The sequence below is a fragment of the Roseitalea sp. MMSF_3546 genome (assembly GCF_030732865.1).
Lineage (GTDB): Bacteria > Pseudomonadota > Alphaproteobacteria > Rhizobiales > Rhizobiaceae > Roseitalea.
The window spans coordinates 29,579-43,863 of the sequence record NZ_JASHKB010000022.1 but is presented as its reverse complement, the minus strand read 5'-3'; the positions used below and the strand labels follow the sequence as shown (position 1 = coordinate 43,863).

The window sequence follows — 14,285 nt, the reverse complement described above, 5'->3', positions numbered from 1 at the left end:
GACGAGGACGGATCGCACCATGCAACGCTGGACCATCGCCGACATCCGCGCCCATACGATCGACGCGCGCGGGGCGGGCGGCGACTATCACGATCGCCACGCCGGCCACTGGCTGATCGACAGCCCCATCGCCACGCCGATGTCGGCCTATCCGGCCTACAAGCGCAGCCGCACCTCCTGGGGCATCGACGTGCTCGGCAGCATACTCGTCGAGATCGAGACCGAGGACGGCACGATCGGCATCGCCACCGGCCTTGGCGGCGATCCGGCCTGCTTCCTGATCGAAAGGCACTTCCGCCGCTTCCTGATCGGCGCCGACATTCGCGACATCGCCCGGCTGTGGGACCAGATGTATCGCGCCAGCCTGCCCTATGGGCGCAAGGGGGTCACGCTGGCCGCGCTCAGCGTCGTCGACCTGGCGCTCTGGGACGGCCTTGGCCGGCTGCGCGGCGAGCCCGTCTACAAGATGATCGGCGGCCGGACCAGGGACGAACTGCGCTTTTACTGCACCGGCCCGCGCCCCGATATCGCCCGGCAGATGGGCTTCTGGGGCGGCAAGGTGCCGCTGCCGCTCGGCCCCGCCGACGGCCGAGCCGGCCTGGCCGAGAACCGCGATTTCCTCGCCCGCCATCGCGATGCCGTCGGCCCGGACTTCGCGCTCATGGTCGACTGCTACATGGCCCTCGATGTGCCCTATGCGGTCGATCTTGCCTATGCGGTGCGCGATCTCGACATCAACTGGATCGAGGAGCCGCTCTCGCCGGACGACGTCGACGGCCATCGTCTGCTCAAGCAGCGCGCCCCGTTCCAGAAATGGACTACCGGCGAGCACGAGTTCACCCGCTACGGCTATCGCGATCTCGTCGCCAGCCGTGCCGTCGACATCATCCAGCCCGACATGATGTGGCTTGGCGGACTGACCGAAGCGCTGCGCCTGGCCGCCATGGCCGCCGCTTACGACATCGCCGTCGTCCCGCACGGCTCGGGCGCCTACAGCTATCACTATGTGATGAGCCAGCCCAACTGTCCGTTCTGCGAATATCTGATCACCTCGCCCGAAGCCGACCGTCTCGAACCGGTCTTCGGCACGCTGTTCGAGAACGAGGCGATACCCCAGGACGGCCGGCTGGTGCTGTCCGACGAGCCGGGCTTCGGGCTCGAACTGAACCGTGGTGCGGTGCCGCTCAACAGGCCCTACGCCGAAAGCTGACCGGAGCGCCGGCGCGTCTGGTCGCCTCGACCGGACAGGCGGCCGCGGCCGGCCCGCGGTTGGGTCGAATTCTTCCTCGTCACCGGTCCGACGCGCAAAGCTCCGGTTGACGGCCGGGCGCGCTTGGTTGACCTTGAAGGGCTTCTGTGCAACCGCCAACGGCAATGCCCGAGGTCCACGGAACCGAACGCAGTCATCGGGCCCGTCGGCTTCGGTCCGGCGCGCCCGAAAACGGGGCCGGCCGATGGCCGGCCAGCGCTCCGGCGCGGTTGCCCCGTGCGAGCCGCACGCGGCCGCCGCGGCAAGGCCGGCGCACGAATCGGGGCGTCTGCTTGCGATCGGCGGCCGTGTCCGCACAGGCACGGCCACGCGCAACACCGACGGTCCGCCATCGCGCGAAAGAACGGACAATCACATCTGGAGGGAGACGACGCACATGTACCGAAAGATCATGACGCCGGTCGATCTGAGGCATACCGATCAGCTCGGCAAGGCGCTGAAGACCGCTGCGGACCTGGCGCGGCACTACGATGCCACGGTCTGCTATGTCAGCGTCGCGGCGGCCGCGCCCGGCCCGGTGGGACACAACCCGCAGGAATTTGCCGAGAAACTGTCGGTCTTTGCCAAGCAACAGGCCGACGAGCACGGCATCAAGACGGAAATCCATCCCGTCACCTCGCACGACCCGACCACCGATCTGGACGATGCGCTTCTCAAATGCGTCGGCGATATCGGCGCGGACCTGGTGGTGATGGCATCGCACGTCCCCACACTGACCGATTACATCTGGCCCTCCAATGGCGGCCGCGTGGCCGGCCACGCCAAGGCGTCGGTCTTCGTCGTTCGCGATGCATGAGCGCGGGGCGCACATCCGCACATCGATCTTTCAAGAGGATTTGCCATGACTGATCAAGCGACCCCAACGGGGATTCCCGAACCCGAAGGCGCATCCGACCTGATCGATACCGATTTCGAGATCGGTCAGGACAACATCGAAGGCAAGCTCGGACCCTTCGGCTTCGACATTCACAACCCTGTCTTTCTGATCTCCGGCCTGTCGGTGATCGCGTTTGTGGCCTATGCGCTGATCGCGCCGGGCCAGGCGTCCGATTTCTTCGGCTGGCTGCGCCCGGCCCTGACCAGCACGTTCGACTGGTTCTTCCTGTCGTCGGCCAACATCTTCGTCATCTTCTGCCTGGCGCTGATCGTCAGTCCCTGGGGCAGCGTGCGCCTGGGCGGCAAGGAGGCCACGCCCGACTATTCCTATCTGGGCTGGTTCGCCATGCTGTTCGCCGCCGGCATGGGCATCGGACTGATGTTCTTCGGCGTGCTCGAGCCGGCCTACTATTTCGCCACTCCCTGGGGCGACGCGCCGCTCGGCACGGTGCGCCCGTTCACCGAAGACGGCGACCTGATATCGGCCAATGTCGAGCAGGCTCGCGAGATCGCCCTTGCGGCGACCTCCTATCACTGGGCCCTGCACCCCTGGGCGATCTATGCGGTGGTCGCGCTCGCGCTAGCGCTGTTCACCTACAACAAGGGCCTGCCGCTGTCGATCCGTTCGTCCTTCTATCCGATCTTCGGCGAGCGCGTCTGGGGCTGGACCGGACATGTGATCGACACGCTCGCCGTGTTCGCCACGCTGTTCGGCCTTGCCACGTCGCTGGGCCTTGGCGCCAAGCAGGCCAATGCCGGCATGAACTATGTCTACGGCATCCCGTTTTCGACCACGGTGCAGGTGATCCTGATCCTGGCGATCACGGCGGTGGCGCTGGTCTCGGTGCTGCGCGGGCTTGATGGCGGCGTCAAGGTGCTCTCCGAGATCAATATGGGTGTTGCGGCGCTGTTGCTGCTGTTCGTGCTGTTTGCGGCGGGCGCGGCCACGATCCTCAGCGAGTTCGGCTCGGGCCTGGTCGCCTACGCCCAGCAGCTGATCCCGCTGTCGAACCCGTTCGGGCGCGAGGACACCGGCTACATGCAGGGCTGGACGGCCTTCTACTGGGCCTGGTGGATCTCCTGGTCGCCCTTTGTGGGCATGTTCATCGCCCGCGTCAGCCGCGGCCGCACGGTGCGCGAGTTCATCACCTGCGTCCTGATCATCCCCTCGCTGGTGTGTATCCTGTGGATGGCGGTGTTCGGCGGCGCGGCGATCAGCGACATGATCGCCAACCCCGAGACCTCGGCGGTCAAGGCCAATGTGATCGACAACTACTCGCCGGAGCTTTCGCTGTTCGCGATGCTGGAAAGCCTGCCGCTGGCCGCCATCACCTCGACCATCGGCATCGTGCTGGTGATCGTGTTCTTCGTGACCTCCTCGGACTCCGGTTCGCTGGTCATCGACACGATCACCGCCGGCGGCAAGGTCGATGCGCCGGTCAGCCAGCGCGTGTTCTGGTGCACCTTCGAGGGGCTGGTCGCCATCGTGCTGCTGATCGGCGGCGGACTGACCGCGCTGCAGGCCATGGTGATCTCCACCGGGCTGCCGTTTACGCTCGTCCTGCTGCTGATGTGCTGGGCGATCGTCCGCGGCCTTCAGGCCGAAGAGCGCTGAGGCGCCCTAAAATCCGGCGGGCGCACAGCCGCTCGCCGGACCGCCATCGCCGACGAGCACGCCCATCGGCTCTTGAAGGCCGGGGAGCGTGACCGGACGGATGGTCAGGCCCGCCTCATCTGCGGCGGTCACGCCGGCCTCCAGCGGATAGGCGAACACACACCGTCCGGCATCAGCGAATGCGCGTGCGGCGGCCACGCCCTCATTGCCGGCGACGGGATTGTAAGCATGCACGCCGGCAAGCTTCGCAGGGACCAGCGCGGAATGGGACGTCGTGAAAACCAGCGAGCCGGCGGGGATGGCCTGCTTCAATCGTTGGCCGGCAATGGCGTTGTCCGCCAGTCGTGCATACAGAACGCCGATGTCGCGATAGCTCGCAACCGCCGAAAACGCGATGGCGATCATGGCCAGGTGGAGTATCGCGCGGCGCATGGCGGGCCGCTCGGCGCCGCACAGGAAAACACACAGTCCGAGAGCCAGCGCTGCGGCAATGATCAGCGGCACGTACAGTTCGACCGCGAACTGCATCTCTAGCGGCCCTTGCAGCGAGACAAGCCCCAGAAGGGCGGCTACTGCCGAACTCCACAGTAGCGTGCGACGCATCGAATCGTCCCACAGGGGTGCGCTCGCCGCGATCCGGCGCAGCGCCAGCGCCGACAGGATCGCCAGGAACGGCAGCGCCGGCAGAAAGTAACGCATCGCCGAGGCATAGCCGCCATGCCACTGATTGAGCGAGTAGAAGGTGATGTAGGCCCCGATCATCGCCAGCGGAAGGGCATGATCGCGGGCCCGCTCGCCGGCCAGGAATCGTGCCGCCGGCACAAGCGCAAGGACGGCAAAGGGAACCGACTGCAGCAATGCCGCCTTGCTCGTGCCCCAGAAGACGATCCAGCCGCTGTCGAGCCGCACCATGCCGTCCTGGAAGCGTTCGTCGTCGATCCACTGCAGGTCGGCGACGAGGACATAGGCGTTCCAGAGCAGGTCACGCAGCGTCCCACTGGCCGTCAGCAGCAGGGCAAGGGCACCAAGCGTCAAGCCCCAGATGCGCAACGGCCGCGCCAAGGCGCTGGCAAGCAGGGGCTGAATGTGGCGGACATTGACCGCCATCGCCACGATGAGCGCGATGCCCATGGCGACCATCAGCGCAATATAGCGCTCGGACATGGTGCCGCCGTCCGCCGGTCCGTAGGCGAGCGGCGCCGCGACACCGAACTTGACGAAATTGACCTGGCTTGCAAGTGCGAGCCCCGGCAAAAGGCCGAGCAGGAAGACCGCCGCGTCGGCGCGGCGCGCAGGAGCCGCAAACAGCCGCAACCAGAAGAACACCGCGAACACGGCGAGGATCGCGTCGACTCGTATGCTCACCGCGAGCCCCAGCGCGAGTCCGGAGACGACGCGCGACCACCGGGTGCAGAGGATCGCGCGCTCGATGCCGACGAGAATCAGCGCCAGAGCCAGCGCATGTGGCCAGATGCCCAGTGCATAGGTAGAAAGGAATGTCGCACCACCAAGCAGTGCGGCGGCTGCAAAGGCCACGGAACGATCGTCATACAGCCGCATCGCGATTTGTCGCGTCAGGATCACCGCGGCCAGCGCCGACACTGTGTTGAGCAGAACAAGGCCCTTCAAGCCGGCATGCGCGTAGAACGGGGCAGCGACGAGGCCATAGGCGCCCGGGTATTGCGGCATTGCCTGACCGCCAACCTCATGCGTGAGCCGCTGCAAAAGGGTCGGCGCTCCGTCGACACCGCCATTGGTGCCGATGGCGAAGGATCCCGCTTCGGCCATGGCGCGCGCCATCTGAATGTAGACGGCTTCATCGAGCGTAAACGCGGCGGTGGGCAGGGCCAGAAGGCCGGCCACAAGGGCAAGGGCAAGGCAGGCAAGCGCGAGCCGCTCGCCCGTGATGACGGCCACCGCCGGAATGGCTCGGCTTTGCCACATGTTCGCTGTCAGGCGCATTGTCTGGTCCTCGGCACAGCCGCCCAGGGCGGCCACCGCCACCATGACTAGCGCGGCAAGCGTTAAATTGGCCTGAAGCCGCTCCGATGGCTTGGTCGGGCTCGGCGGACGCGCCGGATTAACCCGACCTTAAAGCGGGAGACATAAGAGGACTGAGTGTGGCCCGCATCATCGGGGCGAGGCGCAGCGATGCCGGCCTCGCCTCGCGCGGGCGGCCGCTGATCGGTCTCGCTGCAAGGCGTATGGAGCGTGTGTGGCAATCCAGGCGAGGTTTCATGAAGCTCATCATCCAGATTCCCTGCCTGAACGAAGCCGAAACGCTGCCGCAAGTGCTTATCGCCCTGCCCAAATCGATCCCCGGGATCAGCGTCATCGAAACGCTCGTCATCGATGATGGCAGCACCGACAATACAAGCCAGGTGGCGCACAATTGGGGCGTGGACCATGTCGTGCGGCACCGCGCCAATCGGGGTCTCGCCGCCGCGTTCCGTACCGGCATCGACACGGCACTGCAGGCCGGCGCTGACATCATCGTCAACACCGATGCCGACAACCAGTATGATCCGGCCTGTATCGTCGATTTGGTCGCGCCTATCGTCAAAGGTCGCGCCGACATCGTCGTCGGTGACAGGCAGAACCGGCAAAACCCGCATTTCAGCCCGGCCAAGCGGTTGTTGCAGCGTATGGGCAGCGCGGTCGTGGCGCGACTGTCCAACACCGATATCGAAGACGCCGTCAGCGGATTTCGGGCGATCAGCCGGCAGGCCGCGCAGCGACTCGTCGTTGTCTCCAGCTTCTCATACACGACCGAGATGCTGATCCAGGCCGGCCGCAATCGCCTTGCGATAGTCTCGGTGCCGATCGTAACCAACAGGGCGACGCGGCCTTCGAGGCTGTTCTCCAGCATCCCGCAATTCATCGCGGAAACCGGCGTTACCATTGCGCGCGCTTACGCGATGTACAATCCATTGCGCATCTTCGTGTGGTTTGGAGCGGCGATGACGTTGCTCGGCGTTCTCCCAATCGTCCGGTTTCTGGTCTTCTTTGCACTGGGCGATGGTGCTGGCCACATCCAGTCGCTTGTCATGGGTGGCGCGCTTGTCACGCTCGGCACCGTGGCGCTCATGTTGGGGCTGGTCGCCGATCTGGTCGGCCGCAACCGGCAATTGCTCGAGTTCACGCTCGAAAGGCTCAATCGTGTCGAGGAGCGGCTGTTCGTCCTGCCTACCACCACCGCCCCGCGCGCCGAGGGTCAGGCGACGGAAGACCTCCGGAAGGCCGGCTGAGATGATCCTTGGCCATCTGCGGCGTTGGCATGGAGCCATCCTGGCCTTTGCGGAACGCGGGCGCGGCGCGATCCTGGCGATCGCCGCAAGCGCATTAGCCGCCGGCATTGTATGGGCGATCGGCACGCTCGGCATTGTCTGGGACGACGTGAACTGGCGGGCTATACTCGCCATTGCGCTCATCGCGGCCCCGGTCTCGATGGTCTTGAACGCGAGCGAATTGCGTTTGTGTGCCCGCGCTGCCGGGCGGCATCTGGGCTTCCGGCCGGCTCTGCAGGCGAGCACGATCGGTGTCGTCTCAAATCTGCTGCCCGTGCCGGCGAGCATCGCCATACGTGGCAAGGCTCTGGCCGAGGCTGGCGTCTCGCTGGGGGGAGTCGGCAAGGTCCTGGGCTATGCGGCCGCCATGTGGATCGCTCTGGCGGTCGCGTGTACAGGGCTTGCCCTGCCCGCCACTGCTGGACGCCTTCTGGTCACGAGCACAGGCCTTGCCGGCGCGGGAATCGTGGTCGCGCTGGTTCTACGACAGGCGCCACCATGGGTGGCGGTGGGCTTGGTAGCCGTGCGAGCGTCCATGATCGCCATTCTGGTCCTCAGCCTGTTCGTGCTCCTTGCGGCTTTGAACGTGTCGGCCGACGCGGGCGATGCGGCGATTCTGTCGGGCGCGGGACTGCTCGGCACGATTGCCGGCATCGCGCCGGCCGGGCTTGGCATCACGGAACTGGCCGGCGCCGGCTTGGCCACGCTTCGAGACGGTTCGGCAGCGGGCGCGCTCGTCGTGCTCGCCCTGCACCGGCTGATCGGCCTGACGGTGAACGGCACGATGGCGGTTGTTCTTCTGGGCACCCGCCGCACGGCCATCGCTCAAGAGATTTGAGATGCGCGTCCTGATCGACATCGTTCATCCCGCCCATGTGCTCTTCTTCCTCAACCCGATCCGTATCCTTCAAGAGCGTGGCGACGAGATCCTCATCCTGTCGCGGCACAAGGACGTTGCCTGTGCGCTGCTCGATGCCCATCGGCTCGATCACACGCCGGTCTCGACCGCCCTTAAAGGGCTGCCGGGGCTGGCGCTCGAACTGGCGTGGCGGGACCTTGCCGTTGCGCGCCACGCGCTGCGCTTTCGGCCCGATGTGATGGTCGGCTTTGGCGGTGTGGCAGTATCGCATGTCGGGGCGCTGCTTCGCATTCCCTCCGTTAGTTTTTACGACACCGAGACCGCCACCTTGCAGAACCGCATCACTTGGCCCTTCATCGGCCATCTGTACGTGCCACAGTCCTATAGCGGCCCTGTGCCCGAAGGTCGGACCACGCGCTTTGCCGGCGGCAAGGAGCTGTGCTTTCTGCACCCGGACAATTTCTCGCCGGATCGCGAGACCGCGCTTGCCAGCGGACTCGATCCGGACCGGCCGAACTACCTGATCCGCACGGTCAAGTGGAACGCCAATCATGACAGGGGCAAGACCGGCTGGCGCGAAGCCGATCTGGTCGCCCTGTGCGACTTGCTCGCCGCGCGGGGCCGCGTGCATATCTCAAGCGAGCGCGACCTGCCCGCCCGGTTCGAGGCCTACCGCTACCGGGCGAAGCCCGATGCGATGCATCACCTGATGGCCTTCTGCGATCTCTATGTGGGCGAGAGCGCCAGCATGGGCCATGAATCGGCTTTCGTGGGCACGCCGGCCATTTACGATGGTGCCGATCACCCTGCGACCACGCGCGAGCTTGCGCGGTGCGGGCTGCTGACGGCACTCAGCCAGCAAGGCTGGGGTCCGTTGCGGGATGCCGTCGAGCGCGCGCTCTCAACACCGCGCACAGTGCATGGCGAACGGCTCGCCGCATATCTCAATGGCAAGCCGAACCTTGCATCCTATGTCGTCGAGGCGCTCGATTGGACCAGTCGTGGTCGGATTCCGGCATTCGCATCGCGTTGGCATCGCACCTCATTGCGGATGCCGGAGCCCCATGACCAGTCATAACCACTGATTTCATTGGATCTTTGTATCCGGCGTCTGCTTGCGAGCGCGGCATCGACCGGGTAACAGATGTCAAAATCGTTCCGTTAGCTCGTCTGGCGCACCACCAGTTGCGTGTCCAGAACGATCCGCGCATCCTTGACCGACCGCGATCGCAACAGCTCGCACAGAAGGGAGACGGCCAGTTGACCGGCCTCCTGGGAGCGGCTGGAAATGGAGGTGAGCGGCGGACGCGTCAGGTTGGCCAGCACGTCGTCGCAGCCCACAATGGCAAAATCGCCCGGGATCGCCCGGTCATGGGCCATCATGCCTTCCATGATGCCGTGCGCGGTCAGGTCGTCGAACGCGATCGCCGCGCTCGCTTCGGTTCCGATCAGCACGTCGGTAACATCGCGGCCCGCCTCGAAGCTGGGGATCCGCGCCGGTAGCGTGATCAAGGTCACGCCCAGCCTTGCGGCGGCCTTTTCGGCGGCCGCGCGGCGCGACTTGTCCGACCACGACGAGGCCGGCCCGCTGACATAGGCGATGGTGCGGTGGCCCCGTTCGGCCAGATGCGCGACCGCCTGCGCGACCCCGCTCGCCGAATCGATCAGCACGCGCGGAATGCCCTCGACGTCGCGGTTGATGAGCACGATCGGGCGCCGCTGCGCATGATCGAGGATGCGCTTGCGCGGCAGGCGCGAGGAGGCGAGAATGAGCCCTTCGGTCTGCGCGACGAACTTGCCCACGAGCCGGTCCTCATTGGCCGGATCCTCGTTGGAATTGCCCAGCAGCACGCAGAAATCGAGATCGTCGGCAGCATCCTGCGCGGCCCGGATCATCGGCGGAAAGAAGGGGTTTGCGACGTCGGGAACGATCATCGCCAGATTGCCGTAAAGCCCTGTGCTCAGCGCCCGCGCGCTGTGGTTGGGCACATAGCCCAGCCGCGCCGCGGCCGCCTTGATGCGCTCGACCGTGTCGGGCCTGAGCAGATGCGGCCGGGTGAAGGCGCGCGAGACGCTCGAGCGCGCCACGCCGGCGGCCTCGGCCACCTGGCTTATCGTCACCGTATGCCGTTGTCTTGCCAAGCCGACCCCATCGCGCGGCGCCCCGGCGCCGAATACTGGGCCTATATGCCCGCGCGCGCGGGCCGCCGCAAGCAGTTGACATGCAACCGGTTGCATGGCATCGGCTGGGGTCCGGCGCCACCGCGCGCCCGCCCGCCAATGCAGCACAGGAGATCGTGTCCGTGTCCGATGCCGTCGTTTACGGCCCAACGCCACCGGTCATTCGGCGCTTTGGTGCGTTGCGGGTGGAAATCCATCCCGGTGCGGCCGCGCTCGGGGCGGCCGCCGCCGGTGCGATCGCCGGCCACATGCGCGAGATCCTGGCGCAGGCCGGCCGTTTGCGCATGACCGTTGCCGCCGCACCCAGCCAGGGCGCCATGTTCACCGCCTTGCTCGCCGAGCCGGGGATCGACTGGACCAGGGTCACGCTGTTCCACATGGACGAATTCATTGGCCTGCCGGCCGACGCTCCGCAGCGCTTCGCCAGGTGGCTCGACCGGCATCTGTTCGATCATCTGCCCGGCGCCACGGTTCACCGCATCGTGCCCGAGCCGGACCCCGATGCCGAGGCGCGGCGCTATGCGGCCTTGCTGGCCCAGGCGCCGATCGACATCGTGTGCCTGGGCATCGGCGTGAACGGTCACATCGCCTTCAACGACCCGCCCGTCGCCGATTTCGACGATCCGCTCGATGTCAAGCGCGTCGAACTCGACCAGGTCTGTCGCCTCCAGCAGATCGATGATCAGGGATTCGCCACGCTCGACGACGTTCCCACCCATGCGCTGACGCTGACGATTCCGCAGATGATGCGCGCCCGGACCTTGTTTTGCGTCGTGCCCGGCGCCCACAAGGCCAACGCGGTTGCCGCCGCGTTGACCGGCCCGATCAGCACGGCCTGTCCGGCCTCGATCCTGCGCCGCCATGACAACTGCACCGTTTATCTGGACACGGAGGCCGCCCGCAATGTCCCCCACGACAACGCCGCCGACCGATCCCATTGACGCCCAGGCGCTGTGCGCCGGCTATCTGCAGGCGATCAATGCGCAACTGTCGGCGATCCAGAACGGCCAGTCCGGCGCGCTGGGCGAGGCCGCCGCGCGGCTCGCCGACCAGATCGCCGCCGACCGACTGGTCCACATCTTCGGACCGGGCGGGCATTCCAATCTCGCGACCCAGGAATTGTTCTTCCGCGCCGGCGGGCTGATGCACATCGCCGCGATCCTCGACGAGGGCACGCTGTTGTCCAATGGCGCGCTGCGCTCCATGGCGATCGAGCGCACGCCGGGCTATGGTCGCGTGGTCATCGCCGACCGCGGTCTGGGCGCTGACGATCTGCTCGTGCTCGTCAACGCCTATGGCATCAACGCCGCGCTCATCGATGCGGCGCTGGAGGCGCGCCAACGCGGTGTCGCGCTGATCGGCGTCAGTTCGCGCGCCCATGCGCAGGGAACCGCGCCCGATCACCCGGCACGCCACCCCACCGGGCACAATCTGCACGACCTCGTCGACATCCATATCGACACCGACGTGCCGATCGGCGATGCGGTCGTTTCTGTGCCCGGTCTGGGCGAGAACGTCGCGGCCATCTCAACCTTCGCCAACGCCTTTGCGCTCAACTGCCTGTCCATCCGCACGATCGCGCTGCTCGTCGAGCGCGGTATCGAGCCGCCCGTCTGGCGCAGCGGCAACGCCCCCGGCGGCGATCAGGCCAATGCCCGGTTTCTGGACCGATTTCGCCATCGGGTGCGCGGCCTGTGACGGACCGCGCGCCCATCACGGGAACCGACGCGCTGACCGGCCGGGGCATTGCGGTAACGGTCGAGGGCGAGACGATCACCGCCGTCGAGCCGCATGGCGACCCCGAACCGGGACTTCTGTCCGCCGGCCTGATCGATTTGCAGGTCAACGGCTTTGCCGGCCTGGATCTCAATGACGGCGCGCTGACGCCCGCAACGGTGCGCGACCTGTGCGCGCGCCTTGTGCGCCTGGGGGTCACCGGCTTCCTGCCGACCGTGATCACCGCCGACCAGCCGACGATCTGCAATGCGCTGGCGGCCATTCGCGCCGCCCGCGACACCGACCCGGTCGCCGCGGCCATGATTGCCGGCGTCCACGTCGAGGGCCCGTCCATCTCACCGCTCGACGGCCCGCGCGGCGCCCATCCTGCGGCCCATGTCCGCCGGCCATCGCTCGATGAGTTCGCCGCCTGGCAGAAGGCGGCGGCAGGGCTGGTCCGCCTGGTCACGCTCGCGCCCGAGCAGCCCGGTGCCCTCGAATACATCGCCGCCCTGCGGCAGCGCGATGTCCATTGCGCCATTGGCCATAGCGGCGCCACGCCCGAACAGATCGATGCGGCGGTCCGCGCCGGTGCACGCCTGTCGACACATCTGGGCAATGGCGCGGCGGCCGAACTGCCGCGTCATCCCAATCTGATCTGGTCGCAGCTTGCCGCCGACGCGCTGATGGCCTCCTTCATCGCCGACGGCCATCACCTGCCTCCGGCACCGTTCAAGGCCATGGTTCGCGCCAAGGGCCTGGACCGGTCGATCCTTGTCTCCGACAGCGTGGCCATGGCCGGCATGCCGCCGGGCCGTTACGAGCAGGCCATCGGCGGCACCGTCGACGTCGCCGAAAACGGCCGTATCTCGATGGCCGGAACGCCCTATCTGGCCGGTGCCGGCATTCCGCTCGCCGCCTGCGTGCCCCTCGCCATGGACATGGCAGGGCTGCCGCTTGCCGACGTGTTGCCGCTGGCGACCACGAATCCGGGCCGCTTCGTCGGACGCGACGAGGGGTTGTCGCCGGGCGCCCGCGCCGACATCATCCGGTTCGAGATGCCGCCCGCCGGCGGCGCAAGGCAACTCGATATCGGAGAGGTCTGGCTCGCCGGCCGGGCCGTGAGGCCATGATCGCCGCCGGCGTTGCCGCCATCGACGTCACGCCCCCTGCCGGGCTTGCCATGGCCGGCTTCGCCGCGCGCACCCAACCGGCTTCCGGCACCCATGACCGGCTCACCGCGCGTGCCCTGGTTGTCGGCGACACGGCGCTCCTGGTGGTCGATGTGATCGGCCTCGACCGCGCGTTCTGCGCGCGTGTCCGGGACGCCGCGCCGCTGCCGGACGGCAATATCGTCATCCAGGCCATGCACACCCATGGCGGTCCGTCCACCATGCCCGGGCGCCTCAGCCCGGACCCCGACCCCGCCTACATGCAAGCGCTCCAATCCGCATGCATCGAGGCCATCGGGCGGGCTGTCGCCGGCCGGCGGCCGGCCACGCTGAGCTTTGCGATGGCAGCCGATCCGGACATTGCCCGCAATCGCCGTCACGCCGACGGGCCGATCGACCGCGCCTTGCCCGTGCTGCGCGTCGACGGGGCCGATGGCGCCCCCATGGCGGTGCTGGTCAACTATGCCTGCCACCCCGTCGTGCTCGGCGCCGACAACACCCTGTGGACGGCCGACTATCCCCATTTCGTCCGCGCCGCGATCGAGCGCGCGCTGCCCGGCGCGACCGCGCTGTTCCTGACAGGGTGCATCGGCGATCTGAACACGGGCCATTCGGCCGCAGCCTCGCTGAGCACATCCGGTCAGCCCGGTCGCGATTTTCCGACCGCCGAAAGCTATGGCGCACGCATCGCGACCAATGCGCTGGCCGCATCATTGACGCCGCTCGGCGTGACCGCATCGGTCCGAAACGCGGATGTGTCGCTGGGATTTGAGCGGCGCGAGCCGGCGCCGCCCGGCGAACTGGCGGCGCGGTGGGCAAGTGAGGCCGAAACCGCCGATCCCGTTCGTGCGACCCTGTTGCGCCATTGGGTGCGCTGGGCCGAAGCCGTTGCGCCGCGCCCGCTCGATCCGCTGCCGGCGCGCGTCAGCGTGCTTGACTGGGGCGGAATGGGGCTCGTCGGGATGCCCGGCGAGATCTTCGCGGCCACGGGGCTCGATCTGCGCGAGCGAATCGGGGCCGGCCCGCTCATGCTCGCCGGCTTCTGCGAGGACAATCCCGGCTACATTCCGCCGGCGGGCGAATATGCCCATGGCGGCTACGAGGTCGACGAAGCCCACCGCTATTACGGCCAGCCGGCAAGCTTTGCGCCCGGGTGCGCCGAAACGCTTGCCGACACCGCCGTCGCACTGGCGCGGCAATGACCCGCATCGGCGCCAATGCCCCGGGCTTTCCCAGATTGACATGCAACCGGTTGCATGCAACTGTTTTCCGACGCGGCATCCACCGCGCACCCAGGGAGATCGCAGGG

Annotated in this window: 12 protein-coding genes; 10 read left to right on the top strand and 2 right to left on the bottom strand. The window is 67.1% G+C overall.

Annotation, left to right across the window (positions count from 1 at the left end; genetic code table 11):
- Window positions 1-19 precede the first annotated feature (19 nt).
- The 3 genes from rhmD (at window position 20) to RBB34_RS15530 (ending at window position 3,761) form a co-directional block, all read left to right on the top strand.
- The gene (rhmD, locus tag RBB34_RS15540) at window positions 20-1,210 is read left to right on the top strand and encodes an L-rhamnonate dehydratase (protein WP_306120152.1); all 1,191 of its coding nucleotides are present in this window, start codon (window positions 20-22) and stop codon (window positions 1,208-1,210) included.
- A gap of 436 nt (window positions 1,211-1,646) precedes the next feature.
- Window positions 1,647-2,066: a universal stress protein gene (locus tag RBB34_RS15535; RefSeq protein WP_306120151.1), complete on the top strand. Its 420-nt coding sequence runs from the start codon at window positions 1,647-1,649 to the stop codon at window positions 2,064-2,066.
- Between the two features lie 45 nt (window positions 2,067-2,111).
- A complete protein-coding gene (locus RBB34_RS15530) occupies window positions 2,112-3,761 on the top strand; it encodes a BCCT family transporter (protein WP_306120150.1) in 1,650 nt (549 codons plus the stop codon).
- Window positions 3,762-3,767: 6 nt separating this feature from the next.
- On the opposite strand, the gene RBB34_RS15525 is transcribed toward RBB34_RS15530, so the two are convergent.
- Window positions 3,768-5,561, bottom strand: coding sequence for a hypothetical protein (locus tag RBB34_RS15525; RefSeq protein WP_306120149.1), 1,794 nt, complete (start codon window positions 5,559-5,561; stop codon window positions 3,768-3,770).
- A gap of 437 nt (window positions 5,562-5,998) precedes the next feature.
- Between RBB34_RS15525 and RBB34_RS15520 the strand changes: the two genes are divergently transcribed.
- From RBB34_RS15520 to RBB34_RS15510, 3 genes are read left to right on the top strand one after another with little or no spacing between them, the layout of a single operon-like run.
- Window positions 5,999-7,009, top strand: coding sequence for a glycosyltransferase family 2 protein (locus RBB34_RS15520; RefSeq protein WP_306120148.1), 1,011 nt, complete (start codon window positions 5,999-6,001; stop codon window positions 7,007-7,009).
- Between the two features lies 1 nt (window position 7,010).
- A complete protein-coding gene (locus RBB34_RS15515) occupies window positions 7,011-7,886 on the top strand; it encodes a hypothetical protein (RefSeq protein WP_306120147.1) in 876 nt (291 codons plus the stop codon).
- 1 nt (window position 7,887) lies between these two features.
- Window positions 7,888-8,985, top strand: a complete 1,098-nt coding sequence (locus tag RBB34_RS15510) for a DUF354 domain-containing protein (protein WP_306120146.1) — start codon at window positions 7,888-7,890, stop codon at window positions 8,983-8,985.
- An 83-nt stretch (window positions 8,986-9,068) separates the two neighbouring features.
- Here RBB34_RS15510 and RBB34_RS15505 read toward each other — a convergent pair whose 3' ends face one another.
- Window positions 9,069-10,049, bottom strand: a complete 981-nt coding sequence (locus RBB34_RS15505) for a LacI family DNA-binding transcriptional regulator (RefSeq protein ID WP_306120145.1) — start codon at window positions 10,047-10,049, stop codon at window positions 9,069-9,071.
- Window positions 10,050-10,210: 161 nt separating this feature from the next.
- Here RBB34_RS15505 and RBB34_RS15500 point away from each other — a divergent pair, with 161 nt between their 5' ends.
- The 4 genes from RBB34_RS15500 to RBB34_RS15485 are packed head-to-tail and all read left to right on the top strand — an operon-like array spanning window position 10,211 to window position 14,178.
- On the top strand, window positions 10,211-11,029 hold the full coding sequence (locus tag RBB34_RS15500) for a 6-phosphogluconolactonase (RefSeq protein WP_306120144.1): 819 nt from the start codon (window positions 10,211-10,213) through the stop codon (window positions 11,027-11,029).
- Window positions 10,992-11,786 (top strand): sugar isomerase domain-containing protein, encoded by a 795-nt coding sequence (locus RBB34_RS15495; protein WP_306120143.1) that lies wholly within the window; start codon window positions 10,992-10,994, stop codon window positions 11,784-11,786. The genes RBB34_RS15500 and RBB34_RS15495 overlap by 38 nt, the downstream gene beginning before the upstream one ends.
- Window positions 11,783-12,937 carry an amidohydrolase family protein gene (locus tag RBB34_RS15490; protein WP_306120142.1) on the top strand — a complete coding sequence of 385 codons (1,155 nt, stop codon included), beginning with the start codon at window positions 11,783-11,785 and terminating at the stop codon, window positions 12,935-12,937. Before RBB34_RS15495 ends, RBB34_RS15490 begins: the two co-directional genes overlap by 4 nt.
- Complete coding sequence (locus RBB34_RS15485; protein ID WP_306120141.1) at window positions 12,934-14,178, top strand: neutral/alkaline non-lysosomal ceramidase N-terminal domain-containing protein; 1,245 nt, start codon at window positions 12,934-12,936, stop codon at window positions 14,176-14,178. The genes RBB34_RS15490 and RBB34_RS15485 overlap by 4 nt, the downstream gene beginning before the upstream one ends.
- Window positions 14,179-14,285 lie beyond the last annotated feature (107 nt).

Bases quoted from the DNA above. Each gene is read 5' to 3' on its own strand.
- rhmD (WP_306120152.1), top strand. From the start codon at position 20: ATGCAACGCTGGACCATCGCCGACATCCGCGCCCATACGATCGACGCG.
- RBB34_RS15535 (WP_306120151.1), top strand. From the start codon at position 1,647: ATGTACCGAAAGATCATGACGCCGGTCGATCTGAGGCATACCGATCAG.
- RBB34_RS15530 (WP_306120150.1), top strand. From the start codon at position 2,112: ATGACTGATCAAGCGACCCCAACGGGGATTCCCGAACCCGAAGGCGCA.
- RBB34_RS15525 (WP_306120149.1), bottom strand. From the start codon at position 5,561: ATGGCGCGCGCCATGGCCGAAGCGGGATCCTTCGCCATCGGCACCAAT.
- RBB34_RS15520 (WP_306120148.1), top strand. From the start codon at position 5,999: ATGAAGCTCATCATCCAGATTCCCTGCCTGAACGAAGCCGAAACGCTG.
- RBB34_RS15515 (WP_306120147.1), top strand. From the start codon at position 7,011: ATGATCCTTGGCCATCTGCGGCGTTGGCATGGAGCCATCCTGGCCTTT.
- RBB34_RS15510 (WP_306120146.1), top strand. From the start codon at position 7,888: ATGCGCGTCCTGATCGACATCGTTCATCCCGCCCATGTGCTCTTCTTC.
- RBB34_RS15495 (WP_306120143.1), top strand. From the start codon at position 10,992: ATGTCCCCCACGACAACGCCGCCGACCGATCCCATTGACGCCCAGGCG.
- RBB34_RS15485 (WP_306120141.1), top strand. From the start codon at position 12,934: ATGATCGCCGCCGGCGTTGCCGCCATCGACGTCACGCCCCCTGCCGGG.